At 38.4% G+C, this 23,339-nt stretch carries 23 protein-coding genes; 9 read left to right on the top strand and 14 right to left on the bottom strand.

The window, feature by feature from the left end; translation table 11 throughout:
- The first annotated feature begins 230 nt into the window (after positions 1 to 230).
- Positions 231 to 977: a DUF502 domain-containing protein gene (locus QQJ93_RS04795; protein WP_160117512.1), complete on the top strand. Its 747-nt coding sequence runs from the start codon at positions 231 to 233 to the stop codon at positions 975 to 977.
- Between the two features lie 63 nt (positions 978 to 1,040).
- On the opposite strand, the gene QQJ93_RS04790 is transcribed toward QQJ93_RS04795, so the two are convergent.
- A complete protein-coding gene (locus QQJ93_RS04790) occupies positions 1,041 to 1,652 on the bottom strand; it encodes a glutathione S-transferase family protein (protein WP_089124350.1) in 612 nt (203 codons plus the stop codon).
- A gap of 137 nt (positions 1,653 to 1,789) precedes the next feature.
- Between QQJ93_RS04790 and QQJ93_RS04785 the strand changes: the two genes are divergently transcribed.
- The gene (locus tag QQJ93_RS04785) at positions 1,790 to 2,368 is read left to right on the top strand and encodes a TetR/AcrR family transcriptional regulator (protein WP_089124349.1); all 579 of its coding nucleotides are present in this window, start codon (positions 1,790 to 1,792) and stop codon (positions 2,366 to 2,368) included.
- 81 nt (positions 2,369 to 2,449) lie between these two features.
- Here the strand turns inward: QQJ93_RS04785 and QQJ93_RS04780 are convergent, their stop codons facing one another.
- Positions 2,450 to 2,971 carry a DUF2058 domain-containing protein gene (locus tag QQJ93_RS04780; RefSeq protein ID WP_089124348.1) on the bottom strand — a complete coding sequence of 174 codons (522 nt, stop codon included), beginning with the start codon at positions 2,969 to 2,971 and terminating at the stop codon, positions 2,450 to 2,452.
- Between the two features lie 407 nt (positions 2,972 to 3,378).
- On the opposite strand from QQJ93_RS04780, the gene QQJ93_RS04775 reads away from it, so the two are divergent.
- The 3 genes from QQJ93_RS04775 to dbpA all read left to right on the top strand — a co-directional run bounded on the left by QQJ93_RS04775 (position 3,379) and on the right by dbpA (position 5,782).
- On the top strand, positions 3,379 to 3,957 hold the full coding sequence (locus QQJ93_RS04775; protein ID WP_089124554.1) for a DUF1415 domain-containing protein: 579 nt from the start codon (positions 3,379 to 3,381) through the stop codon (positions 3,955 to 3,957).
- Positions 3,958 to 4,022: 65 nt separating this feature from the next.
- Entirely contained in the window at positions 4,023 to 4,250 is a 228-nt protein-coding gene (locus QQJ93_RS04770; protein WP_089124347.1) for a glutaredoxin family protein, read from the top strand.
- A 116-nt stretch (positions 4,251 to 4,366) separates the two neighbouring features.
- Positions 4,367 to 5,782 carry an ATP-dependent RNA helicase DbpA gene (gene dbpA, locus QQJ93_RS04765; protein ID WP_089124346.1) on the top strand — a complete coding sequence of 472 codons (1,416 nt, stop codon included), beginning with the start codon at positions 4,367 to 4,369 and terminating at the stop codon, positions 5,780 to 5,782.
- Between the two features lie 140 nt (positions 5,783 to 5,922).
- On the opposite strand, the gene QQJ93_RS04760 is transcribed toward dbpA, so the two are convergent.
- The 5 genes from QQJ93_RS04760 to QQJ93_RS04740 all read right to left on the bottom strand — a co-directional run bounded on the left by QQJ93_RS04760 (position 5,923) and on the right by QQJ93_RS04740 (position 10,753).
- Positions 5,923 to 7,548, bottom strand: coding sequence for a phosphoethanolamine transferase (locus QQJ93_RS04760; protein ID WP_089124345.1), 1,626 nt, complete (start codon positions 7,546 to 7,548; stop codon positions 5,923 to 5,925).
- Positions 7,549 to 7,710: 162 nt separating this feature from the next.
- On the bottom strand, positions 7,711 to 9,012 hold the full coding sequence (locus QQJ93_RS04755; protein WP_089124553.1) for a sensor histidine kinase: 1,302 nt from the start codon (positions 9,010 to 9,012) through the stop codon (positions 7,711 to 7,713).
- Between the two features lie 4 nt (positions 9,013 to 9,016).
- Entirely contained in the window at positions 9,017 to 9,715 is a 699-nt protein-coding gene (locus QQJ93_RS04750) for a response regulator (RefSeq protein ID WP_089124344.1), read from the bottom strand.
- 101 nt (positions 9,716 to 9,816) lie between these two features.
- Positions 9,817 to 10,341: a lipocalin family protein gene (locus QQJ93_RS04745; protein WP_431313585.1), complete on the bottom strand. Its 525-nt coding sequence runs from the start codon at positions 10,339 to 10,341 to the stop codon at positions 9,817 to 9,819.
- A 79-nt stretch (positions 10,342 to 10,420) separates the two neighbouring features.
- On the bottom strand, positions 10,421 to 10,753 hold the full coding sequence (locus tag QQJ93_RS04740) for an SMR family transporter (protein WP_089124342.1): 333 nt from the start codon (positions 10,751 to 10,753) through the stop codon (positions 10,421 to 10,423).
- Positions 10,754 to 11,067: 314 nt separating this feature from the next.
- Between QQJ93_RS04740 and QQJ93_RS04735 the strand changes: the two genes are divergently transcribed.
- Entirely contained in the window at positions 11,068 to 12,327 is a 1,260-nt protein-coding gene (locus tag QQJ93_RS04735; RefSeq protein WP_089124341.1) for a D-amino acid dehydrogenase, read from the top strand.
- Positions 12,320 to 13,411: an alanine racemase gene (gene alr, locus QQJ93_RS04730; RefSeq protein ID WP_089124340.1), complete on the top strand. Its 1,092-nt coding sequence runs from the start codon at positions 12,320 to 12,322 to the stop codon at positions 13,409 to 13,411. The genes QQJ93_RS04735 and alr overlap by 8 nt, the downstream gene beginning before the upstream one ends.
- 18 nt (positions 13,412 to 13,429) lie before the next feature.
- Here alr and QQJ93_RS04725 read toward each other — a convergent pair whose 3' ends face one another.
- On the bottom strand, positions 13,430 to 14,323 hold the full coding sequence (locus QQJ93_RS04725) for a LysR family transcriptional regulator (protein ID WP_089124339.1): 894 nt from the start codon (positions 14,321 to 14,323) through the stop codon (positions 13,430 to 13,432).
- Between the two features lie 158 nt (positions 14,324 to 14,481).
- On the opposite strand from QQJ93_RS04725, the gene QQJ93_RS04720 reads away from it, so the two are divergent.
- Positions 14,482 to 15,729 carry an MFS transporter gene (locus tag QQJ93_RS04720; RefSeq protein WP_089124338.1) on the top strand — a complete coding sequence of 416 codons (1,248 nt, stop codon included), beginning with the start codon at positions 14,482 to 14,484 and terminating at the stop codon, positions 15,727 to 15,729.
- 64 nt (positions 15,730 to 15,793) lie between these two features.
- Complete coding sequence (locus QQJ93_RS04715) at positions 15,794 to 16,369, top strand: nucleoside triphosphate pyrophosphohydrolase family protein (protein ID WP_089124337.1); 576 nt, start codon at positions 15,794 to 15,796, stop codon at positions 16,367 to 16,369.
- A 948-nt stretch (positions 16,370 to 17,317) separates the two neighbouring features.
- Here QQJ93_RS04715 and QQJ93_RS04710 read toward each other — a convergent pair.
- The 6 genes from QQJ93_RS04710 to QQJ93_RS04685 form a co-directional block, all read right to left on the bottom strand.
- On the bottom strand, positions 17,318 to 17,638 hold the full coding sequence (locus QQJ93_RS04710) for a hypothetical protein (RefSeq protein ID WP_145981762.1): 321 nt from the start codon (positions 17,636 to 17,638) through the stop codon (positions 17,318 to 17,320).
- Between the two features lie 169 nt (positions 17,639 to 17,807).
- Positions 17,808 to 18,596, bottom strand: a complete 789-nt coding sequence (locus QQJ93_RS04705) for a hypothetical protein (RefSeq protein WP_089124335.1) — start codon at positions 18,594 to 18,596, stop codon at positions 17,808 to 17,810.
- Positions 18,597 to 19,177: 581 nt separating this feature from the next.
- Positions 19,178 to 19,927 (bottom strand): vitamin B12 ABC transporter ATP-binding protein BtuD, encoded by a 750-nt coding sequence (gene btuD, locus QQJ93_RS04700; protein WP_089124552.1) that lies wholly within the window; start codon positions 19,925 to 19,927, stop codon positions 19,178 to 19,180.
- 20 nt (positions 19,928 to 19,947) lie between these two features.
- Positions 19,948 to 20,943, bottom strand: coding sequence for a vitamin B12 ABC transporter permease BtuC (btuC, locus tag QQJ93_RS04695; protein WP_089124334.1), 996 nt, complete (start codon positions 20,941 to 20,943; stop codon positions 19,948 to 19,950).
- A 145-nt stretch (positions 20,944 to 21,088) separates the two neighbouring features.
- Entirely contained in the window at positions 21,089 to 22,132 is a 1,044-nt protein-coding gene (locus QQJ93_RS04690; protein ID WP_089124333.1) for a succinylglutamate desuccinylase, read from the bottom strand.
- Between the two features lie 60 nt (positions 22,133 to 22,192).
- Positions 22,193 to 23,128: a siroheme synthase gene (locus QQJ93_RS04685; protein ID WP_089124332.1), complete on the bottom strand. Its 936-nt coding sequence runs from the start codon at positions 23,126 to 23,128 to the stop codon at positions 22,193 to 22,195.
- Positions 23,129 to 23,339 lie beyond the last annotated feature (211 nt).

The raw sequence follows: 23,339 nt of genomic DNA, 5'->3' as shown, positions 1-23,339 counted from the left end.
TTATGCGGCGTTAAATTAAATAGAGATAGAATAGCTATGATCATATTCAATTTGCCTTGCCTAAAACTTGTTTTAATCTTGCTGAAACTCGCATCTTGAAGTTACTTGGGTATATTAACGCAGAGGTTACATTAGGCTGCAAGAACTAGATATGCTAAATGCTGGTTAGATGTAAAATTATCGCTAATCACCACCACTATCCACAAAGTAAACAGGTAAGAGATTTATTAATGAAGAAGCTGATTATTCGAAAAATAAAAATAGGCATGTTGTTTGTCATCCCTTTGGTGATCGCGAGCTGGGTGGTTAACGCTGTTGTTCGGTTTATGGATAAAACGGCAAGCTACTTTTTACCTGAAAGCCTACACCAAACTCTAAGCGATATATGGGGTTTTGGGTTAATAGCAGCCATCGTTTTAATGCTCATCGTTGGAATTATTTTTGATGGCAATTTACAGCAGCGTTTCTACACTTGGTTATCAGAAAAAACCATTAACCGTATCCCCGGCTTCGGTATCATTCATAGCTCTACCAAGCAAATTATGGAAGCATTAACGTCAGAGGAATCACCTTTCAAAAAACCTGCATTTAGCCGCTCTTGGTCTGGTCCCAATTCGAAAGAAATCGTATTTGATCTCGGTCCAACTTGGATGATTCCAAATCAAAGTGGTGAAAAGTTTTTAGGCCCAGATGGCGAATTCTATCCAGTACCAGAAGAAGGCTATCGTGTAGTTTTCGTTCCCCAAGCCATTAACTTATCTAATGGTTATGTTCGCTTTGAAAAAGAAGAAGATTTAATTTACGTGCCTCACCTTGCCGTTGAACAATTAACCGCAACATTGGTTTCATGCGGCTTAACCTTACCGAAAAAACCCGATGATGCCCTAGGTAGAGTGCTAAAGAATGAACAAGACATGCAACAAGCACTAAAAGAATGGAAAGAGAAGCAAAGCTCAGAGTCCGTTGAAGTGAGTTAATCATAAAAGCAATAGTGCACACCTTTAACTAAGTCGTGCACTATTGATTAATCAATAAACCGCTTATTGAAACGCAGGACGCTCCGATACCTTGTTATACCAAGTTTGAATATTTGGATAGATATCTAGCGCTTTGATCTCCAACGCTTTCTCACACACAAAACCGACAAAAAGAAACCCTGTAATATCTACAATGCTAAAACGCTCACCAGCAATATATTGATTCTTAGCTAATTGCTTATCTAATTTCGGTAGAAACTCTTCTACACGTAACTTCGCTTCGTTGCCCCATGCTTCGACGCAACGTTCTCGGTCAGCATAAACACCAGATAAATTACGGAAGGCTTGAAAACCCATATGCAGGCCATCAAGTTCTACAATACGCTGCCACATTTCTACTAAACCCTTTTCAGCCGGAGTCGTTCCAAATAGTGATGTATCATTTTGGTGTTCCGCAAAAAAGCGACAGATCGCGATGGTTTCACTAATACAAGTACCATCATCAAGCTCTAACATTGGCACTTTGCCGTTAACACTTTTTTCCAAGTATTCCGATGTTAAGTTTTCCCCTTCACGAACATTAAGCTGAACACGGTCAACTTCTACTCCTAGTTCCTTCAAAAAAATCCCAACACGGCGTGAGCTTGGGTTCGCAGCAAATTCATATATTTTCATTGTGTCTTCCTTTTCTAAACGTTCGTTTAGTTATAATTTAGCGAATAACTAAACGATCAGTCAACAACTTCTTTAACCTCGATTAAATTCTTGCTACATTCGTAACCATCTTAGGCAATAAATAGGCGAGTCGCTTCGTGGCAAGAAGAAGTAATTTTAATAAAGATGAGAAATTAGTAGAGGCAATGCAGCTGTTTTGGCAGCAAGGTTACGCTAATACCTCTATATCGGATCTTGTTGAACACTTAGCCATCAATCGTTTTAGTCTTTATAATACTTTTGGTGATAAGCATGCTTTATATATCAATGCTCTCAACTATTACCTTGAAAACATATCAAAGCCTGCTGCTAAACCGCTTTTTGCCCCCAACGCAAACTTGGAAACGTTAACGGATTTTTTGCTTAATTTTTCTAATCTTCAAAAAAGCCAAAAATTCGGCTGCTTCATTCAAAATGCCCTACTTGAGCACGCTAACCGAGATCAAGATGTTCAAATAACAGGAAAATGCTTATTTGCTTATTTAAGTGATGGGGTGACTAACTGTTTGAATCATGCCAAAGCGCAAGGACAATTGAGTGAAGGTGTAGAAATATCTAGTCTGACAGATTTAATCCTCACTCAAATACAAGGTATGCGAGTCTTAGGAAAAGCTAAGCAATATAACCGATTAGATAATGCAACAAACATGCTGATCAGCATTCTAAAACACAATTAAAAAGGCAGGTGAAACAGCGCTATTACAAGCTCTGCCTCATCTGCCTTCAATTTAATCATTTTGTTAGATTTGAAAAGTGGGTTACCACATCAAATCATCAGGAACCACGAAATCTGCGTACGGATCATCTTCATCTTGCTCTTCTTGAGTCAGGACATTATTCAATACAATGCTTTCTTCATCACGTTGGAAGATTTTGTCTGCCACACTTGCCGGAATAATCGCATAACCCTCTAGGTAACGAGCAATCGCTAAACGACCTTTGGTTAATTGATCTTGCGTTGGCTTATCGACATAAAGCTTTTTCACTAATGAACCATCAGTAAAGTTATACCCGATATCACCGTCTGCAATTTCAATACGGTTCATTTCAATCAATTGCTTCACTTGCGCTTTCAATTCTTTGGTTAATTGCTGTTTTTTCTGCTCAGCATTTAACGCTTTGTCACGCTCAAGTTGCGCTTTTTTATTCGCTTCAACCGCTTCTCTAGCTTCACGAGCTTGAACGCGAGATTTTTTCGATGATTTCTTCGCTTTCTCTAATTTTTTATTACTCACCAAGCCTGCTTTAAGCATTTGCTCTTGTAGTGTCAGTTTTGCCATGATGCTCTCTTTACGACGTAATCTTTGCGGTGATTATACCCAAGTAACTTCAATATGCGAGTTTCAGCAAGATTAAAACAAGTTTTAGGCAAGGCAAATTGAATATGATCATAGTTACTCTATTTCTATTTAATTTAACGCCACATAAAGCTTGTTTTAACTTGCCCTTCGGGAGCTTCATCCAATTCCCTTCTTTTTGATAAGAGAAAGACTGCGTCAGATTCATTTGAAAGGTGATTACATTCCTGCACAAATCTTTCTTGTTTAAAGATTTGGATGATAGCTCTGAATTCTGCGTCTTGAAGTCACTTGGGTATATACCTTTAAAAAGATCCAATTTGCGAGACAGTTATATGTTAGAATCCGCCGTCAACGCATCTCTTATCAATAACAGTGTGAAAATTCCAATGTCAGCCCCCTCTTCGTCTCTTCCTAGCTATCAAGAAATAGAATCACAAGTGGAACAGTGGTTACTTGATGTCGTGATCGGTTTGAACTTATGCCCTTTCGCAGCCAAGCCGCAACGTAATAAGCAAATTAAGATCATGGTTTCGAAAGCTGAAGTTGAAGAAGCATTATTAGAAGATGTTTTCCAAGAATTCACCACGCTCGTTAATACGCCAGTTTCCGAGCTAGAAACCACATTAGTTGTCATTCCTCACATGCTACAAGATTTTGACGACTATAATTTCTTCTTAGATTGGATTGACGCACTGATTAAACAAGAACAATGGGAAGGCACATTCCAGGTGGCAACCTTCCACCCAGATTATTGTTTCGCGGGTGCTGACCCTGATGATGCTGAAAACTTAACTAACCGAGCGCCCTATCCAGTGCTTCATCTTATTCGTGAAGAAAGCATGGAAAAAGCGGTAAAACATTATCCAAACCCAGAAATGATTCCAGATACCAATATCGCTCGGGTAGAAGGCTTAACGGAAGAAGAAAGGCAACAGCTTTTCCCTTACCTTTTTAAAGCCAAGTAGCCTTCCCAGCTATATTTGAGCTGATAACGACACAAATTTAATAAAAGTATAAAAAGATAATCACTATGAAACGAGTAGTCTTATATGTGGCTGACAAATGCCCACACTGTAAAGCCGCTAAAATGTATTTAGATTCAAAAGGCATTAAGTACCGTTTGTGTAATGCCAAGATGCAACGCGGACGCAAAGAGCTTGAAGCGATGGGCGCACGTGGCGTACCTGTTTTGAAGATCGGCGACCGTATGATGGCAGGATGGAACGCCGCCAACTTCGACAAAATTTATAACAGTTAAACCCTATCCCTCGAAAACTGGGGCCGTCTCTTCAACGACCATGGCTTCATATACCGGGTAAACAAATTTATAGAGTAAGCCGATGATGTGCTTGCTCTTCCTTTAAGGAAACCATTTTGACCACAGATTCTCCTACAAACAAAGCACCTTCAAATACTGCTTTTTCTAGCCTTGCATTAGATCCTGCACTAATCGAAAACTTAACCTCTTTGGGTTATGAATCTATGACGCCGATTCAAGCCGATAGCCTACCCTTAATGATTGCTGGCAAAGATGTGATTGGCCAAGGTAAAACCGGCTCAGGCAAAACCGCCGCATTTGGCTTAGGCTTATTAGCCAATTTGAACGTAAAGCGTTTTCGTGTGCAATCTTTAGTACTTTGCCCTACCCGTGAATTAGCAGACCAAGTCGCTAAAGAAATCCGCAAACTGGCGCGTAGCATTCACAACATCAAAGTATTAACGCTTTGTGGCGGCATGCCATTTGGCCCGCAAATTGGTTCACTAGAACATGGCGCACACATTTTAGTGGGTACACCGGGTCGTATTCTTGATCACCTAGATAAAGGCCGTATTGATTTATCAGAACTAAATACCCTAGTGCTTGATGAAGCTGACCGAATGCTAGACATGGGCTTTCAAGATGCATTAGATGCCATCATTGAACAAGCACCAACCCAACGTCAGACTTTACTATTTAGTGCCACTTTCCCACCAGAAATTAAAAAAATTGCGAACCGCATCATGCGCAGCCCTGAGCTTGTGAAGGTAGAAAGCCAGCACACTAACTCAAGCATTTCTCAATTCTTTTATAAAACTAATTCATTTGAAGACCGTTTAAAAGCAACTCAGATACTACTACTACAACACAAACCAGAATCATCTGTGATCTTCTGTAATACCAAGCGTGAAACTCAAGAAGTAGCAGATGAACTGCATTACAAAGGCTTTGATGTGATCGCCCTACACGGTGATTTAGAGCAACGCGACCGCGACCAAGCCCTACTACGTTTTGCTAACAAGAGTGCGTCTATCCTAGTTGCAACCGATGTGGCTGCACGTGGTCTAGATGTTGAAAACCTAGACGCAGTCATCAACTTCCAACTAGCACGTGATGCAGAAGTTCACGTACATCGTATTGGTCGTACGGGCCGTGCTGGCAGTAAAGGTATGGCGTTTAGCCTATTTGCTGAAAAAGAAATGTTTAAAGTTGCTCAAATTGATGAGTACATGGACATTGAAATTTTACCATCGACATTACCTTCAGACAGCGTGTTAACTGACACTCCATTTGAATCAAAAATGGCGACCATACAAATTGATGGTGGCAAAAAACAAAAAGTCCGTGCTGGAGACATTCTAGGTGCTTTAACTGGCGGTGATAATGGCGTAGACGGCAAACGTGTTGGTAAGATCCACTTATTCGACATGCGTGCTTATGTAGCAGTTGAAAAAGGCATTGCCAAACAAGCACTGAAGAAGATTTCAAACGGAAAAATGAAAGGAAAAACTTTCCGTGCTCGTATTATCTAGACGTTAGCAGCAACTAGATTTAAAATGATAAACCTTGCCCTGAAGAGATTCGGGGCAAGGTTTTTTGTACAAAATAACCGGTTAGTTTTTTATTAAGTAACCGGCTAGTTATGTCTTTGAGAAGTTAATAAACCTTACTCTTATTGTTTTTTACACTGATAAAATAAATCTAACGATTCTTTATATACTTCTGTTTTCACATTCATAGCACCAAGCAATGAATGAAATACATAGTCTTGAGATAAGTCATTTCTTTTTTGAAGTTTCTTCATGCAATTTTCATTCAATGACATCCCCTGTTTAAAAGAAGAAGACATCCATAACATCATAGGAACTGTTTTTTGATATTCAGGTGCGATCGCGTATGGCATTCCATGCAAGTAAATACCATTTTCGCCTAATGATTCACCGTGATCAGAAATATAAAAAAGTGCCGTATCATGGTCTTTTTCATCAGATAAAATATCTATTATTTTTGATAAAAACAGGTCAGTGTACATAATTGTATTATCGTAAGTATTAATAATTTGTTGTTTACTACAATTTTCAATATCACTTCTATTGCAAACTGGTGAAAACTCACGCTCCATTTTAGGGTAACGCTTAAAATAAGTTGGTCCATGACTCCCAATAATATGTAAAATAATAACTTGATCTTTTTGTTTTATATCTTTCTTGAGGTCTTTTATTAAAATTTCATCAAAGCAAGTTGAACCATCACACAAATCATTATCTGAATCTCTTGAAATCATGACTTTATTTATATTTTTAGCCACATCTTTATCACCACCGTCGTTGTCCTTCCACAATACGTCAATGCCAACTCTATTTAAAATATCAAGCACATTATCTTGATTATTCGCAATATCATGATCATAGTTATTACGATTTAATGCTGAAAACATACAAGGTACTGATATAGCGGTTGCCGTTCCACATGAACTAACATTTTTAAATGAATAGACTGATTTTTTTTCTGTGTATGGCGTCGTATTACGACTATATCCGTTAGTTGGATAGTTCTGTGCTCGCGCGGTTTCCCCAACAACCATGATTAATAGTTTAGGTTTATGATATAAATTATTATTGGTTACTTTTGCATCTAAACCAATCTCTCTATACACAATAGGATAAGAAAAGTATTCATGTTTAATATATTTATACGTACTATAAATAAATTCATTTGGAATGATCATTCTTTTTAAGTAACTGTTATTTCTTCCAATTGACACATAATCTTTATAAAAGAAGATTGCGACAAAGAAAATAACCACAATGGAAAAAACAAGTAATTTTATCTTATCTAATATAACAAACCACAATGAACGCTCTTTTTTTATGTTTACGAATAAAAGAATTAATGAAGGGATGATACCGAAAGATATGAACCAAATGAAAAATGGCCAGTTAAAATAAGAAAAAGCTTCACTTTTATCTGTTTGAAATATGTTTCTTATCATATCAACATCAAAAAAAACACCATAAGTAAAGCTAGAGTAACTAACGATACTGGATATCAATACAACAGGAACAAATACAACCTTTATCACATAAGGAAACGTAAAAACATTGAATATAATAGTTAGGCATGAAAATAAAAAAAATGGGATAGAAACCAAAAAAAACCAATTAACATACCCTTCTTCAAGCATAATTTTATATACTTTAAAATAAACAGGCATATTTATAACTAAAGCAAAAAAAGCTGCGAGTAGTATCGTTATGTTAAATAGTGATAGATTACCCAAAGAGGATGACTTTTTCATAGATACCAGTATAAGTAGTTTATATGCCACTTATACTAGCCATGAAAAATGTAAATGTATGTCAGTGCTTTGTATGGTTATGTCGACATTAAAAACGAGTATCTACAAAATGAAGATTCGAAATTCAAAAAGATACAACCAACTAATTGAATAACAATAAGTTTAATGAACTCTCACAGCCTTCTCAACAGGTAGGAATAATGTAAACTTAGCACCACCAAAAACACTATTGCTAATTTCAATACGTCCATCATGTAACTTTATGATTTGCTTAACAATGGCCAACCCTAATCCAAAACCTTCATTCTCTTTATTTCTTGACGAATTAGCACTGTAGAAAGCATCAAAAATAAATGGCCAATGTTCCTCTGGGATTCCATCTCCATCATCTTCAACTGTAATATTCCAATATCCATTTTTCACTTGATATGAAAGATATATTGATGAGCGACAATACTTATTTGCATTACCAATCAAGTTATTTATTGCTTGTGTCAAGATATAAGGGTCACAATCTAAATAACCGTTGGGGGTGCTATCGATAACATGAATATTTGATTGGTTATGAGAATTCCATTTAGTAATAATGTTTGATAACCACTCTTCTATCGCTACATTAACGACTTTCAATTTTATATCGGCCCGCTCTACTTTCGCATAATATAACAACTCATTCACCATTGCGTCCATTTCATCAATATCTTCAATAATACTGGTTACTCTTTTCTTTTGTTCTGGTAAAAGGTTACCTTCTTGTAACAGTTCAGCTTGCCATTGAATGCGGAATATAGGTGTTCTCAACTCATGAGCAACTGCATTAGTAAGTGCTTTGTTGGTATATATTAATGATGAAATTTTATCTGCCATATAATTAAAGCTTCGATTTAAAGCTCCTACCTTATCCGCACTTTTTTCTGATACTCGCATATCAAAATTTCCATTAGCAAATGCAAATGTAGCTTTCTCTAAAGAACGGACACGACGGCTAAGAAACCACGTAAAAAGGATACTGTAAAGTGCAAAACCTACAATGAAAAATACCCATAATATGTCATTATCAAATTCAATTGATCGTCGTAACGGAGTATTCATATCAGGACGTAAGCTATAAATATCGTCATCAAGTTTAAAACGAAACCATAGCACTCTATCTGCGTCATGATAGGTATGGCTTTGTGGGGCAGTGTGGAAAAAAAATTGTTGGATATCTTCTGGAAGAGTATTTGGTTTTGTTAAAATCTGTCGTGTTGTTTTTGCGTAATTATTTACAGCAGTTAAGGCTGCCTCTTCTCCTTGATGCCGGTAAATTTCCCCGACTAAACTACGCAGGCCTTCTCCTTCAAAGTCTTCAAGTAAATAATCGTAATCAACATTTAAATCATAAACAATAAAATTATAACCGCCGACAATTAAACATAAATGTAAAACTAGCCCTAAAAAACATTCAAAATAAATGCGACGCATTGGCTTATTCCCATACATCTGAGGCAAAAAGATATCCTTTACCTCGTACTGTAATTATCTTATTTGGTGAAAGTGAGTTATCCCCTAGCTTCTTTCTCAGCAATACTATTTTATTATCTATCGTTCTATCTATACCATCATATTCAATACCACGGATTTTTTTCGTTAATGTCTCTCGTGATACAGGTGTGTCAGCACTCTGAGCCAGTATCCAGAGTAGATCAAACTCACTATCAGTAAACGGTATCAATTGCTGATTATATGTACATTTTTTTCGATTAAAATCTAACTCAAGCTGATTGAAAGAAAGTTTTTTCATTTCGTCTTCATTCTTAGAGTCACGCCTTAATACGGCTCTTAATCGAGCTAATAATACTCGTGGTTTAATCGGCTTGGTAATGAAGTCATCCGCACCGACTTCAAGGGCTGCAACATGATCAAAATCATCATCACTAGCGGTTAACATTACAATTTTTCCCGTATATTCTTTTCGAATACGTCTACAAATGCTGAGGCCATTTTCTCCTGGTAGCATAAGATCTAAAATTACAATGGCAGGATTCAGTTGAACCAATAGCTCCGTAATATGTGAGCCATTTGACAATACATGAACATCGAACTGTTGCTGATTGAAATAGTCTTTCAGCATGCTCTGTAATTTGATGTCATCTTCAACAATGACGAGAGGGATCTTTTTTATCATAAAAATTTCATATGTCTGATACGCATTGAGATAAAAGCATGAATACTTATTCTTAGCAAGTATGGACTTAAAATGCCTCAATGCGCTCAAGAAAATAACTTTTATTCGATTGCTCTGTTTTGATCCACAAAAATCACCTCATTAGTATCAAACCCTCTATCTTGACTCATCTTTATAAATTTTTGCTTTACCGTGTTATCTACGGTTGGAGTCCGGGACAATAACCAAAGGTAATCGTGCTCTGGGCCAGAAACGAATGCGTATTGACCTGCGGGATCTAGATAGAAGATGACGTATGAACCATAGAACGGCCCAAAGAAAGAGACTTTTAAATAGCCTTCATTGGGCTTGTTAACAAAATACGCTTTGCCTTCTGCTTGTTGCCATTCTCCCTCTTCGGTTGAGTAACCACGGTTAATGACTTTAACGCCGCCATCTTCTTTTAATGAGTAGTCAGCGGTGACTTGTGTTAAACCGCGTTCAAAGGAGTGATCGAGACGAGCGATTTCATACCATGTGCCTAGGTATTGGTTTACATCAAACTCTTGAATAGGAGTGACGGATTTCGGCATGCCTAAGCAGCCAGTAAGGAGTAGCGCAGTGAAAAGCGGGAGTACTCTAGAAATGTATTTAGAAAATGTCATACAACGTCCTTGTTTTAGATTCATCCATGACTCTACGAAGCTGGCTTATAATTAGATCAAATTAATGTCCACCAGCTTTTGAGAATACATTAATCACAAATACGCCTAGTAAAATCAGCCCCATACCGAGTATTGCCGGTAGATCCAACTTCTGACCAAAAACCATCCAACCTACTGCGGCAATCAGCACAATGCCGAGACCCGCCCAAATAGCATAAGCAATACCTACCGGAATGGTTTTTAAGGTTAAGGATAAAAAATAAAACGCTGCTACATAGCCAAAAACCACGATTAATGAAGGTATTAGCTTGGTAAAGCCTTCACTGGATTTCATCGCCGAAGTAGCAATAACTTCAGACATAATCGCGACACCTAAAAACAACCATTGCTTCATATATTGCTCCTACATCGATAATGAATATACGCTAACCCATTAAATAAAAAGAAATTTTACCTGATAACCATCTCAACTTCACTAGAATTAATATTCATTATCACTAGTTCAGTACCTTGTTTACTTAAAATTTCAAATAAGTTTGACTAAAGTCTCACTTTATAAATCATCAAAATTTAATAATTTATGTGCTACAAAAATGCAACATTACTAGCATTTAAAACTACACTTTAAAAAACAACAAAGCACCATTCTCCTAATTTTCTAATAGACTTGGTTTTATACATTGTTATCGAGCTTATTTAAGGAAGATCATGAAAGTAGCAATCTTAGGTGGTGGAGTATTGGGCGTCACAACGGCTTGGTATCTGGCAAAGTCGGGTCATGAAGTAACGGTGATAGATAGACAGAACCATGTTGCGGAAGAAACTAGCCATGGCAATGCTGGAATGATATCCCCTGGGTATAGTTCTCCTTGGGCCGCTCCCGGTGTGCCTTTCAAAGCGATTGGTTGGATGATGCAAGATCTTTCTCCTTTTATGATCAACATGAAAGAACTCGATGGTTATACTCTGTCGTGGATGAGCAAAATGTTAGCGAATTGCAATACCAAGAGTTATCAAACCAATAAAGCTCGCATGTTACGTGTCGCTGAATATAGCCGTGATTGTTTTGTCGATCTTCGTAAAGAACTCAATCTTAACTACGATGGACGCCAAAAAGGCACATTGCAGTTATTCCGTAAACAAAAACAAATTGATGTTCTACAAAAAGATATTGCAGTACTAAAACAACTGGGAATACCTCATCAAGCTTTAGATATGCAAGGTTGTATTGAGCATGAACCAGCGTTAGCCAATGTGAAAGATAAATTTGTTGGCGGCCTACGCTTACCAGGTGATGAAACTGGTGATTGTTATAAATTTACTTCCGAGCTCGCTGCGCAATGTGAAGCGCTTGGCGTGACGTTTATGCTCAATACCAATATTGAACATTTAGTTGAATCGAACGGTAAGATTGTTAGCGTGAAAACAGATAAAGGAGTAATAAAAGCCGATACTTTTGTTTGCGCACTAGGCAGCTATTCACCTAAATTGATGAAACCGTTAGGAATTGACCTACCAATTTACCCAATTAAAGGGTATTCACTCACTTTACCGATTGAAGATGAATCCCGTGCTCCTCAATCGACCATTATGGATGAAACTTATAAAGTCGCTGTTACACGTTTTGAAGATCGTATTCGTGTCGGTGGCACCGCAGAAATAGCCTCATTTAATTTAGAACGACCGCTTAAGCGCCGTGCCAGTATTGATTTTGTTATTCAAGATATGTTTCCGGGAGCGGCAGATGTTGCCAAAGCAGAGTTTTGGTGTGGATTACGTCCGATGACACCAGATAGCACACCAATACTCGGTGGAACCAAGTACCCCAATTTATACATGAACACCGGGCATGGTACTTTGGGCTGGACAATGTCGCTTGGCTCTGCCAAATTCGTAGCAGATATTATCAATAACAAACAGCCTGATATTGATCCTGAAGGCTTATCTATTGAGCGTTACTATGGCTAGACCAACCAAAGCAAGCATTGATCTTGCCGCATTTCGACATAATTACCGCGTGGCTAAAGCGCAGTCTCCAAACTCAAAAGCAGTAGCAATCATCAAAGCCGATGCTTATGGCCATGGCGCTGTAAAATTAGCGCACTCTCTATCAGAAGCTGATGCCTTTGGTGTGGCCTGTATTGAAGAAGCAATTGAGCTACGTGAAGCCGGTATCAAGCAGCCAATTCTATTATTAGAAGGTTTTTTTGAAGCGTCAGAGCTTGAGCTTATTCAGCGCCATCATTTATGGACAGCCTTACATAGCCAACATCAAATTGAGGCAATAAAGCGTCAGCCAGAATCTTACAATTTTAATGTCTGGCTAAAACTTGATAGTGGTATGCATCGGTTAGGCTTTTCTCCGCAAGACTACCCCTCTGCCTTTGAACAATTAAGCGAATTACCACAGGTGGATAATATCGTTCACATGACTCATTTTGCATGTGCCGATGAGCTTGATAAGTCGATGACACAAAGCCAACTGAAAACGTGCAAAGCAACTTTGGCTCAATTAAAAACACAAACAAGTAGTTTTGCCAATAGCGCCGCGACCTTAGCCCATCCATCAAGCCATAGTGAGCAATTTAGCGGTTATACTCGACCGGGTATTATGCTGTATGGCGCAGATCCACTTTTACACCCGAACTCAGCTTCAAAACAACTGATTCCGGTAATGACATTGACCTCAAAAATCATCGCAATACGTGAAGTGAAAGCGCAAGAATCCGTTGGTTATGGTGAGCGTTATCGTTGTGAACGTAATATGAAGATAGGCACGGTGGCAATTGGTTATGCCGATGGATATCCAAGACATGCCAAAGACGGCACACCAGTGATGGTTGATGGTATTCGTACTCAACTTGTTGGCCGTGTTTCGATGGACATGCTGACAGTAGACTTAACAGACATCCCAAATGCTGATATCGGCTCTACCGTTGAATTATGGGGTAAGAACGTAAAATCTGCTGAAGTTGCGCACTGTTGCGATACCATTCCTTATACCTTATTTACCGGCATAACTCGCCGAGTATACAAGGAATATAGTGAATAACATTATCTAACATACCCGTTACTTTTCTCTTCCTATCGCTGCGGGTAAAGCTTGCTTGGTGAACTCCATAAAGGCTTTATCCGCCACCGACAAATACCCAGTTTTACGCCAAGCCATTCCTATTTTGAGCGTGATTGGAGGATCAAATGAAATACCTACCACACCTTTTTCTTGTTCAGTCACTAATTTCAATAATGCCCCAATCGCAAAATCTTTCTGTACCACTTTTAAAATCATCGGTATCAAATTAGTTTCAATGGAAATATTCGGTTCAAAGCCATGTTCAATGCATAACTTATCGACCATTTCTCGATGAAAGTACCCTTTCTTAAACATGATTAATTCTTGAGAGAAGAACTCGGTAATAGAAATTGAACGCTTAGTAGCAAACTCATGTTCAGGGCTTACCACCACTAACATTTCATCTTCCACTAATGGTTCAATTGCCAGAGAGTCCGGTACGTTTTCGTTGAGAATCACACCAAGATCCAACTCACCATCGAGTAACATTTTCCGAATCGATTGAGTTCCGGCATCGATAATGGTCAATTTCAAATCAGGATACTGTTGTTTAAATGCCATCAAAATATCAGGAAAGAAGTAAGACCCCATCATACTAGGTACGCCCAATCTCACTTCGCCTTTGATCAAACCTTTCAATTCCTGCATTTCAAGTTCAGCATCATCTAGCTTTTGGAGAATTTCTTTCGCGTGTTTATACAAACGTCCCCCTTCATCCGTTAATTGAGCTCCTTTATCGTGACGGCGTAACAGTGTTAAGCCTATTGAGAGTTCGAGATTTTTCATTGAAACGCTCAATGCTGACTGCGCAACATGTAACACTTCAGAAGCTCGACTGAAACTTTTCATTTCGGCGATGGTGACAAAGTACTTTAATGCTTTGGTATTCATAGGATGGCCGATTCTCTAATGACATTGGGAAACATAAATTCCCATCCAAGTTACTTGGGTATAGATCATAAATAGATAGATACTATTAATTTAATATATTTTATATATATCATCGCTATTGGTAAAATTCTATTATCTACTTCACTAGAGCGCCGTTAATGTCGACTACCTCTTACCAAAATCAAGCTGCCCTATCAGTGAATGACTCGTCATTGAACCAGCCACTAGATAACGACAATCCAAAGACATTGAAAAAAGTCACCTTTGGGCTTTTCATTGGCTCTTTTATTTCATTCTGTAATTTATACTTATTCCAACCTTTACTGCCATTAATTGCTGAACATTATCAAGTCACCGCCGCTCATGTTAACTGGGTATTAGCTGCCGCGACTTTAACATTATCTTTGTCATTACTGCCTTGGGCGATCTATTCTGAAAAAGTCGGTCGGCGCAAAATCATGTTGTTCAGCTTGTATGCCTCACCAGTTGTTGGTTTATGTATTTTATTTTCCGATCAACTTGGGTTACTAATTGCTTCACGGGCTTTAATGGGGATTGCCTTAGCGGGCTATATTTCCGTGGCAGTGGCCTACATGGCAGAAGAGTTTAGTCCTAAAGTCTTTTTACTCGCGGTAGGTTCTTATATTGGTGCCAACTCATTAGGCGGAATTACTGGTAGAATTTATGGCGGTGTCATTGGTGAATGGCTGGGTTGGCAAACGGCCGTGATTGGCATGGCGTTATTCAGTCTTGCCATTGCAATATTGGTTACGCTTTGGGTTCCAGCACAAAAAAACTTTGTCGCCAAACAGACTTCATTGTCTAGTCATTTAAGAGATGCCATTCATCATTTACAGACCCCTAAGCTTTGGTTTGCAATGTTAATTGGCGGGCTAAACTTTGCCTTGTTTGTTAACCTTTATACCGTGATGGGATTTCGCTTAGTCGGTGAACCTTTCTCACTTCCAGTCAGCTTGGTATCGCTTATCTTTCTTTGCTATTTAACGGGAACCTTAACCTCGAAGCTCAGTGGACAATGGAGCTTACGCTTTAAGTCCACCAGCGGCATTGTGTTAGGCACGGTAGTCAGCTTAATCGGAATGCTCACAGCACTCATTCCAAATTTATATGCCATGTTTATTTCGCTTATATTAATCAGTGGTGGTGCGTTTTTCACTCACTCATTAGCATATGGCTGGGTGAGTTCTAAAACACAACAAGCAAAAGCCAGTGCGACGGCTTTATATCTTGTTCATTATTACGCTGGGGGTAGTCTTGGTGGGTTTTACTTAATCTATTGCTGGCAACACGGTGGTTGGAGCATGGTTGCATTAGGCGGCAGCGTGTTATATCTCGCCATTCTCATTCTTGCCTACAAGCTTAACCGTGCGGAAAAATTGAATTGATTCATGACTGAAATAGGTATTGTTTGTTATCATCTGCCGCAACTTTTATTCATGAGGCAATGACATGCAATTTACCCTACTTACGCCGGAACTTTACCAACACTTATATCGTGATATTACTGAGTTCCGTTCAACTTTTGATCTCCCTGTCGCAGACCTAGCCTCTCTAGATGACAAAGCGGATACGTTGCACACTTCTCTTGCGATTGAAGAGCTGACAGAGCTTGCAGAAGCTGACTGTAAAACCGAGCAAGCAGATGCGATTGTTGATACGGTTTACGTTCTAATGGGTCGTTTAGTTCACCGTGGTGACGACCAAGCAATCAGTAATGTCGGTATTAGCTATATCATCGAATTATTACTGCATGTTGCGAAAAACCGTGGCATTGAATTCCTACCATGTTGGGATGAAGTACATTCAAGTAACATGAGTAAAGTATGCCGTAATGAACAAGAATTTACGGAAACTCAAGCTTTCTACTCCAAACAAGGTGTTGAACTTGAGGGCGTACAAAAAGGCGAATACATCATAGCGAAATGCGCTAAAGATGTTGAAATGCAAGGCAAGACGGTTCGTAAAGGTAAAGTTTTGAAATCGGTTTACTACCGCCCTGCGGATTTAGAAAAACTAACTAAATAGCCTGAATTTAAAAGATCGGTTTCAAAAATAAAAAAAAGCCTGTCTCAGGTGAGGCAGGCGTGTGTGTTAAATGCATGACTTTTAATAAAAGCTATCTCTGTTAACACAAGGTAGGACGAGAATGTATCCCTTTCATTAATGCCATTTGTGTGCCAACTTTTTATTACTTCACAATAAAACCATAACCTGTTGTTTTATTTGTATATTTCAATTCGGCTTTTTCTTTATCTCTTTCTATAATCCATATAACACTTTATAGGTAGTCTCTCTTGCACACATTTGGCGTGCTTTGCTCTACAAACGATCACGTGACCGTAAGTCGCTTTACCATATCGAATCACTAATTTGTTTTAGCTAACCTGAACTCTGGATAAGAAAGTCAATTAAAGGTGTATATCAATAAGTTAGTAATTCATTATTACAGTTCATCTATTTTTGATGAATAACTAGGCAAAATCATAAGTCAATAGCTAGTCTATTGCGTTGATTTTAACGACGTTAGGCGCATGCTGTAAGGCTTAAATTATCCAAAGTTCAGGTTAACTAATACGCGATCTTACACACCCACTGGTTAATCACTGCCAAATCATGTAGTCGGCCTGCGAACATAATGACTCACAACTGGACACATCAAAGCCTAGAGTATGAGTTAGGTAAAGAAACAAACTCATTTTGGAAATAAATGAATCACTCCGGCCTTGTCACCCCGCACATGAGCCTAAGTGAAGAAGATGCGAGATCTCACTTTCATGTAAGTTTCATTGATGTGAGAGATTCCAAATAATTCATTCCTCATTTTTGGAGTGACGCTCTGAGGGTAGCTAAAGCTTTCAAACATAGCAGAGATAATGAGGTGAGCTAGCACGATTTTGGACAAAAACGATTTAGGGTTATTGTGCTAAATCATTTATTAGATTAGGTGAAGTATCTTGACACCTTAAACGTTTGTTATATGCCGATTTTCTTTTTAATTTCATCTAGTTCATACAACATTTCATTTTTAATTTTCATTGTTTCAGCATTTGCATAGTTCAAATTAGCGTTATTCAAATACTCTAGCCATACTTTGTAAAAAAAGGTAGAAGGAGATAAAAGTAACCAAACTACCAAAGCTGACATGAAGCCCAAACCAATACCGTCGCCAAAAAGGTATTGATAAATAATAAAAACCACACTGACTATCTCAACAAAACGGCAAACATAATATAGTCGTTTAGGTAATTGAGCACTTTTTTGATTGCGTTCTGCCTCAGCTATCTCTCGTTTCATATTGAGTTCAAATTGTTCATGAAGATCTTTTGAGCTCGGTTTCCACATTTTTCCTCCTTAGGCATATAACGCCTCGTTAAGAGGCAAAAAATTGTTGGCTAAAATTAGCGACGAAGGAGCAAAAGCCAACTGTTTTTTGTCCTTTTAAACGACTTGTTATAGCTATTTATTATGCAGACTGACCTTTTTTATAACCTAGATATTTTCGTCCTAATTCATCAAGGATATACCCTGGAACATCATTACCATTATCGTCTTCAACGTCACCGTTAAATTTGATAAATTTTTGTGCTTCTAATTGTTTTAGAGCAATCGCCACACTTTCTATTTCTAATCCGAGATTTGTCGATATATCTGGGGCAATTTGAACATGCCCCTCTTTTAAACCTGTATGTGCATTAAGGATTTGGTATTCCGTCTCCGTAAGTTCTATTTTACTTGGATCGGCTTTAGGATCAGGTGGTGTTAACTCTGAAAGCTTATAATACAATTCTGAGTTTTCTTCGGTCAGAGTTGAAATATTGCTTTTTAAAGTACGAACTGTATCTTGATTTTCAGAGACAATACTTTTAATTTGTTTCTCTTTATCAACAAGTTCGTTTCTAAGAAGTAATGACTGCTCAACAGTTAACTGCTGCGACATGGATAATGACTGTTTTAAGTTTCGCTGCTTATGTTGCATTTTTTCCCAAACCCAAAATGGAACATAAGCAATTATGGGGTATAGTAAAGCAATCAAAGAACCAAAAACAATTGGATAAGTGAAGTTAATGTGAACATCACTATATTGTTCTGTAAATACTTTTAATTTCGCTTCTATCTTTTGATCAGACATAGCCATGAAAACAATTGATTGCCAATTAAAATAAAGCCAAGAAATAGCTATGCTTCCAAAAAGAGGGCTTGAAATCCTTTCATAAAGGTTAGCTTTTATAGACGTACTTAGTTCCTTGAACATAACTCTCCAAATAGGTATAACAATTTAATAGACGGAAAAAATCCGTATAGTCTTTCCGTCTATCATTCCATTCGTTTTTTCATTCAACAAGCTAAATAGCTAAATTTATTCATAAAGTATGAACTTATCTCATATTCACTCAGCTCGAAATACGGAAATAATCCGTCTAGTTCACCAAAGCCAACTCATGATGAAGAACTGTGAATTTAATCAGTATCTAAAAATCCAATTATTCAAGCTTCAAACTATACAAAATTGACAGCATTTGGCATGAGAAAATATATGGATAAAGCTAATCATTATGGCACTTGTGGGGATACTTTCTAACTCGTTTTGGGGCAAAAATGAGTTCCCCCCTTACCGTCACCCCGCACATGAGCCTAGGCGAAGAAGATGCGGGGTCTTTCTTTTACGTCAGTTTCATTGGTGTGAGAGATCCCAGATAACAGGCTTGAGGATAGCTAACACTTGGATCATTAAGTGATTTTTGAGCAAAAACCGATTTAAGGTAATCAGTCAGATCTAGCTAACAAAACTGACGGGTTACATTCAAACGAGTTCAACTAACCAATATTAAACCATTAATCAAACAATAAATGCGTTTGCCCATCATGCTCAATACGTGTGACCTGGGTGCTAAAAATTTCTGTCATCAACTGACTTGTTAACAACGACTTTGTCTCACCGACTGCCTTCAATACACCCTCTTTGAGAATCAACACTTTATCAGAATGCCTCAAGGTTCTATTTAGATCATGGTTTGCCATCACTACAGTTAACCCCTTGCTCGCCATCACTTTTATCATTTGATACAGCAAGCTTTCTTGACCAACATCTAAAGGCGCTGCAGGTTCATCGAGCAGCAATACTTTCGCATCTGAATTCAAGGTTGGCCATACTTGTAGACATACTCCAGCAAGGCGCACTCTCTGCCATTCTCCACCGGATAAATGATGAATGCTTTTACCTAGCTTGTCAGTAATGCAAAGCTGAGTGGTAATTTCACCAACCGCTTTTTCGACTAAATCATGGTGAGCATCTTTGCTGATCGAGAGCGATAAATATTGAAAAACCGACATATTAAACGCTGGTCGATCTGACTGACATAAATAGGCGCGGATCTTTGCCAGTTCTTTCAAATCATATTGAGCGATTGATTCACCATTGAAAGCGACGGTTCCTTGATGTGAAAGTAAACCAGCTAACACTTCAAGCAAAGTACTCTTACCACTCCCATTTGGGCCAATCACATGAACGATTTCACCAGAGTTCACTTGAAAGCTCATCGGCATCAAACGATTTGATACGCTGAGATCTTTTATATCGAGCATAGGCGTTATTTTATCCATCATTAATTCTGGTCATGCCCACGTAATAACATCCAAATAAACACAGGAGCACCTATAGTCGTTGTCATCACGCCTAAAGGAAGTTCTGCACTCGTGAGTGATACTCTGGCAAGTAAATCAGCCAAAACCAGTAAACTTGCACCACACAATGCAGACATTGGTAATAGATAACGATTCTCGCTGCCAAAAATCAAACGAATAAGATGTGGAACCACTAAGCCAATAAAACTAATTACCCCACCAATGGCGACCGAGCAACCAACCAATATCGACACATAAATAATCAACTTCCAACGTAGTGCAAGCACATCCAAGCCGAGTTGTTTGGCATGTTGCTCACCTGCCATTAATAAATCTAAATCTCGACCTTTAAAACACAGCCAAACGATACAGGGTAACATTATCAAACCTAGTGCCACTTGCGCCCAAGATACTCCGCTAATACTACCCATTAACCAATACATCAGTATTCTAAGGTTAAAATCATCGCTGAAATAAAACGCCCACGTCACAACCGCGCTAGATAAAATCCCTAATGCTACCCCGATCAATAACAAGCGCCCTGTGGTTAAACGCATCGCTTTGGCAAGTGACACAATTAAAAGTGTAAAAACTAACGACCCTAATATCGCGACAGCCATTGAACCTAGTGGTGACATTAGGACAGGAAAAAAGAACAAAGCAATCACCATCGCCAGACTTGCTCCGCCTGAAATGCCAATAATGCCAGGCTCTGCCAGCGGATTGCCTAATAAAACTTGTAAGGTCGCACCAGCCACCGCAAGTGAAGCGCCTAATAAGATAGCGGCAAATAATCTAGGTAGTCGAAGGTTGACGATCACTTGTTGCTGTAAATCAGACATAGGATGAAAAAAAGACAGGGATAAATCGCCAACTGATAAATAGATAGTACTCACGCAGACTAAAAAGATCGTGATTAAAATGAAGGGCAGTTTCCAGCGTTGATGCTTGGTGTAAATTAACTGATTGAATTGCATATGATCATAGTCACTTGAGTATAAATAGCTGTATTTCCAATACCATAACCAGTTACACACCAATTGAAAAGAAAAGTCAGGATATATTTACCTCTATACCCTAGGGTGCAGAATTCAGAGTTACAACTTTAGGTACGAAGGATATTTAGCGAATTCTTTCAACGAGTAATGCCGCTCTCTGGCCGACATCCACTTTATCATTGGCAAACACTAAAGCGTAACCACCAGACTCACAGATCATTGGAACGCCGCCTTGTATTCCATATTCTTGATTTAAATACAGTGGTTCAAAGTTGATTAGTGCTTGTCGTGCGGTGAAGGCTAAATCTGGATGCTGCTTACGGATCTCATCAACCACATCATAAACTGCAATATCTTGATTCATACAATTCACATCATCTAACTTTTCATTTCGATTGAGCAATAAATGCATCCCCGATAAAAATGAGCTAAACACCGAAAGATCATTTTCTCCCAATGCTCTAAGCTGGCCTAATTCGATGGTTAAGCTCTTCGCTTGAAAATACTCACCAGTATACCAACTAAACGCATAACTAGGATGATGGCATAACAAAAAAGCTTGAACATCAGCGTGTTGAGCAAAGTACTTTAATTCTTGGTCAGCGGAGTCGGATTGGTGTCTGGTAGCAGGGCGAATAGCAAAAACAGGATATTGAGAAGGACGAGAGGAACAATGAAGATCTAAGTGCCAGCGTTTTTTTCCAGAAGATCGTTCAAAAAATAACTCGACAACATCTTTTATCTTAGCGGCAATTTCCCCTTCTATACCTCGAACTTGCATATTAGACATTTCAAACAATTGATTAAGGTTTTGCTCTATAAAGCGCTGTTTTTTAATGGTGGCATCAGGATGAGCAAAAATAAACAAACACGGATGGCTGATGCTTACCTCGCCAGATAACACTTGAGAAACCAATTTATCCACCAACTCAATCGGCCCTGTTTCATCACCATGAACCCCTACCGATATTACCGTGGCACTATCACCTTTATACTGAGTTGGCGTGATGCTTAACATACCACGATGGTAAAATCGCAGTACTAAACCATTTTCAACCGTGAGAGTCTGCTGCGGCCACGATAAGTGATGCAAAGTGGTATAAATAAACCCTTTCATCATGAGGTCATGAATTAAAGGATTATCTTTTTGATTATGCTGGTGCTCCATAACCACCTCCGCAAAGCCTACTCTTTAAAGTTTAGACTATATACTTAAGTGGTTGATAGTTTATTCAGCAATTTTAATTAACTTGTCATTGCCCATTAATAGTTTCATCTCTGAAGCAATAGGATCATTGGCAGTGAAAATACAGACTCTTAATTTATTCGCTTTGGCTTTTTCGATTAACCCGGCTAGATGGTGGATATCTTGATATTCTTCTCTGTCTGCATCACGACGGCATAAATCCACAAATTCAAATGGACAATTTGCTGGATACAAAACCAATTCAGATTCTTGCATTAAACGTAGTGCTTTAATCGAAAGGTTTTCGACATCATGATTAAACTGAATCCAATGCAAAACCGACGTCACTTCCACTTTATCTTGCAAGGTATCGAGATATAGAGATTCCAATTGTTCGCGCTTAGTAATAGTTGGAATTTTTGCCGAAGAAAAGAAACGCTCCCAAAACTTACGTCTTTCATCTACCGAAGCTAATGATTCTTTAATGCTGTTACGTTTAGATGCGCCAAAATCTGCCAATAATGATAAGTTCTGCGGCAACATAGACTCTAGTTTTTCACGTAAATAACGAATTAATACCGGTGATGCTCCACCACTGGATACCGCAATTTGAATACGCCCACGGTTGATCATAGAAGGGGTAATAAAGTCACAATAAGGTTTATCATCGACCACATTAACCATGATATTTTTTTGCTTAGCATCGTGATGAACTTGATGATTCAATTGAGGGTTATCTGTCGTTGCCCACACTTGAATATAGTCTTGCAGCATCTCAGATTGGTAAAACGCTTTCACCCAAAGCAAAGCTTGTTGCTCTGATAACGAAAGCAAATGTGGGTGAATATTCGGTGAGACTACCGTAACATTTGCTCCTGCTCTAAGAAGCATATCCACTTTACGACAAGCCACCTCGCCGCCACCGACAACCAGTACGGCTTTCTTGTTTAGATCTAAAAAAACTGGGAAATAACGCATTTAATTCCTTTTTGTGATGTGTCACTCATGCTTGATACTACCAAATTTGTGCACAGAGGAAACATAAGATCTTTATCACAAACAATTTTACTTTGAATTTAGCACCCTCACTTATTGATCAATCCATTAATAAGCACTCTATTAATAATTATATAACGTTCTTTCCCTACTATTCAGAATAAAAGATTAAATGTGACATTGTGGTGCATCA

Origin of the sequence: Vibrio algivorus (genome assembly GCF_030161215.1) — a bacterium.
Classification (GTDB): Bacteria; Pseudomonadota; Gammaproteobacteria; order Enterobacterales; family Vibrionaceae; genus Vibrio; species Vibrio algivorus.
The sequence above is the reverse complement of the archived record's forward strand: the minus strand, read 5'-3'. Positions and strand labels throughout refer to the sequence as shown.

Bases quoted from the DNA above. Each gene is read 5' to 3' on its own strand.
- QQJ93_RS04795 (WP_160117512.1), top strand. From the start codon at position 231: ATGAAGAAGCTGATTATTCGAAAAATAAAAATAGGCATGTTGTTTGTC.
- QQJ93_RS04790 (WP_089124350.1), bottom strand. From the start codon at position 1,652: ATGAAAATATATGAATTTGCTGCGAACCCAAGCTCACGCCGTGTTGGG.
- QQJ93_RS04780 (WP_089124348.1), bottom strand. From the start codon at position 2,971: ATGGCAAAACTGACACTACAAGAGCAAATGCTTAAAGCAGGCTTGGTG.
- QQJ93_RS04775 (WP_089124554.1), top strand. From the start codon at position 3,379: ATGTCAGCCCCCTCTTCGTCTCTTCCTAGCTATCAAGAAATAGAATCA.
- QQJ93_RS04770 (WP_089124347.1), top strand. From the start codon at position 4,023: ATGAAACGAGTAGTCTTATATGTGGCTGACAAATGCCCACACTGTAAA.
- QQJ93_RS04760 (WP_089124345.1), bottom strand. From the start codon at position 7,548: ATGAAAAAGTCATCCTCTTTGGGTAATCTATCACTATTTAACATAACG.
- QQJ93_RS04755 (WP_089124553.1), bottom strand. From the start codon at position 9,012: ATGCGTCGCATTTATTTTGAATGTTTTTTAGGGCTAGTTTTACATTTA.
- QQJ93_RS04750 (WP_089124344.1), bottom strand. From the start codon at position 9,715: ATGATAAAAAAGATCCCTCTCGTCATTGTTGAAGATGACATCAAATTA.
- QQJ93_RS04740 (WP_089124342.1), bottom strand. From the start codon at position 10,753: ATGAAGCAATGGTTGTTTTTAGGTGTCGCGATTATGTCTGAAGTTATT.
- QQJ93_RS04735 (WP_089124341.1), top strand. From the start codon at position 11,068: ATGAAAGTAGCAATCTTAGGTGGTGGAGTATTGGGCGTCACAACGGCT.
- alr (WP_089124340.1), top strand. From the start codon at position 12,320: ATGGCTAGACCAACCAAAGCAAGCATTGATCTTGCCGCATTTCGACAT.
- QQJ93_RS04725 (WP_089124339.1), bottom strand. From the start codon at position 14,323: ATGAATACCAAAGCATTAAAGTACTTTGTCACCATCGCCGAAATGAAA.
- QQJ93_RS04720 (WP_089124338.1), top strand. From the start codon at position 14,482: ATGTCGACTACCTCTTACCAAAATCAAGCTGCCCTATCAGTGAATGAC.
- QQJ93_RS04715 (WP_089124337.1), top strand. From the start codon at position 15,794: ATGCAATTTACCCTACTTACGCCGGAACTTTACCAACACTTATATCGT.
- QQJ93_RS04710 (WP_145981762.1), bottom strand. From the start codon at position 17,638: ATGAAACGAGAGATAGCTGAGGCAGAACGCAATCAAAAAAGTGCTCAA.
- QQJ93_RS04705 (WP_089124335.1), bottom strand. From the start codon at position 18,596: ATGTTCAAGGAACTAAGTACGTCTATAAAAGCTAACCTTTATGAAAGG.
- btuD (WP_089124552.1), bottom strand. From the start codon at position 19,927: ATGCTCGATATAAAAGATCTCAGCGTATCAAATCGTTTGATGCCGATG.
- btuC (WP_089124334.1), bottom strand. From the start codon at position 20,943: ATGCAATTCAATCAGTTAATTTACACCAAGCATCAACGCTGGAAACTG.
- QQJ93_RS04690 (WP_089124333.1), bottom strand. From the start codon at position 22,132: ATGGAGCACCAGCATAATCAAAAAGATAATCCTTTAATTCATGACCTC.
- QQJ93_RS04685 (WP_089124332.1), bottom strand. From the start codon at position 23,128: ATGCGTTATTTCCCAGTTTTTTTAGATCTAAACAAGAAAGCCGTACTG.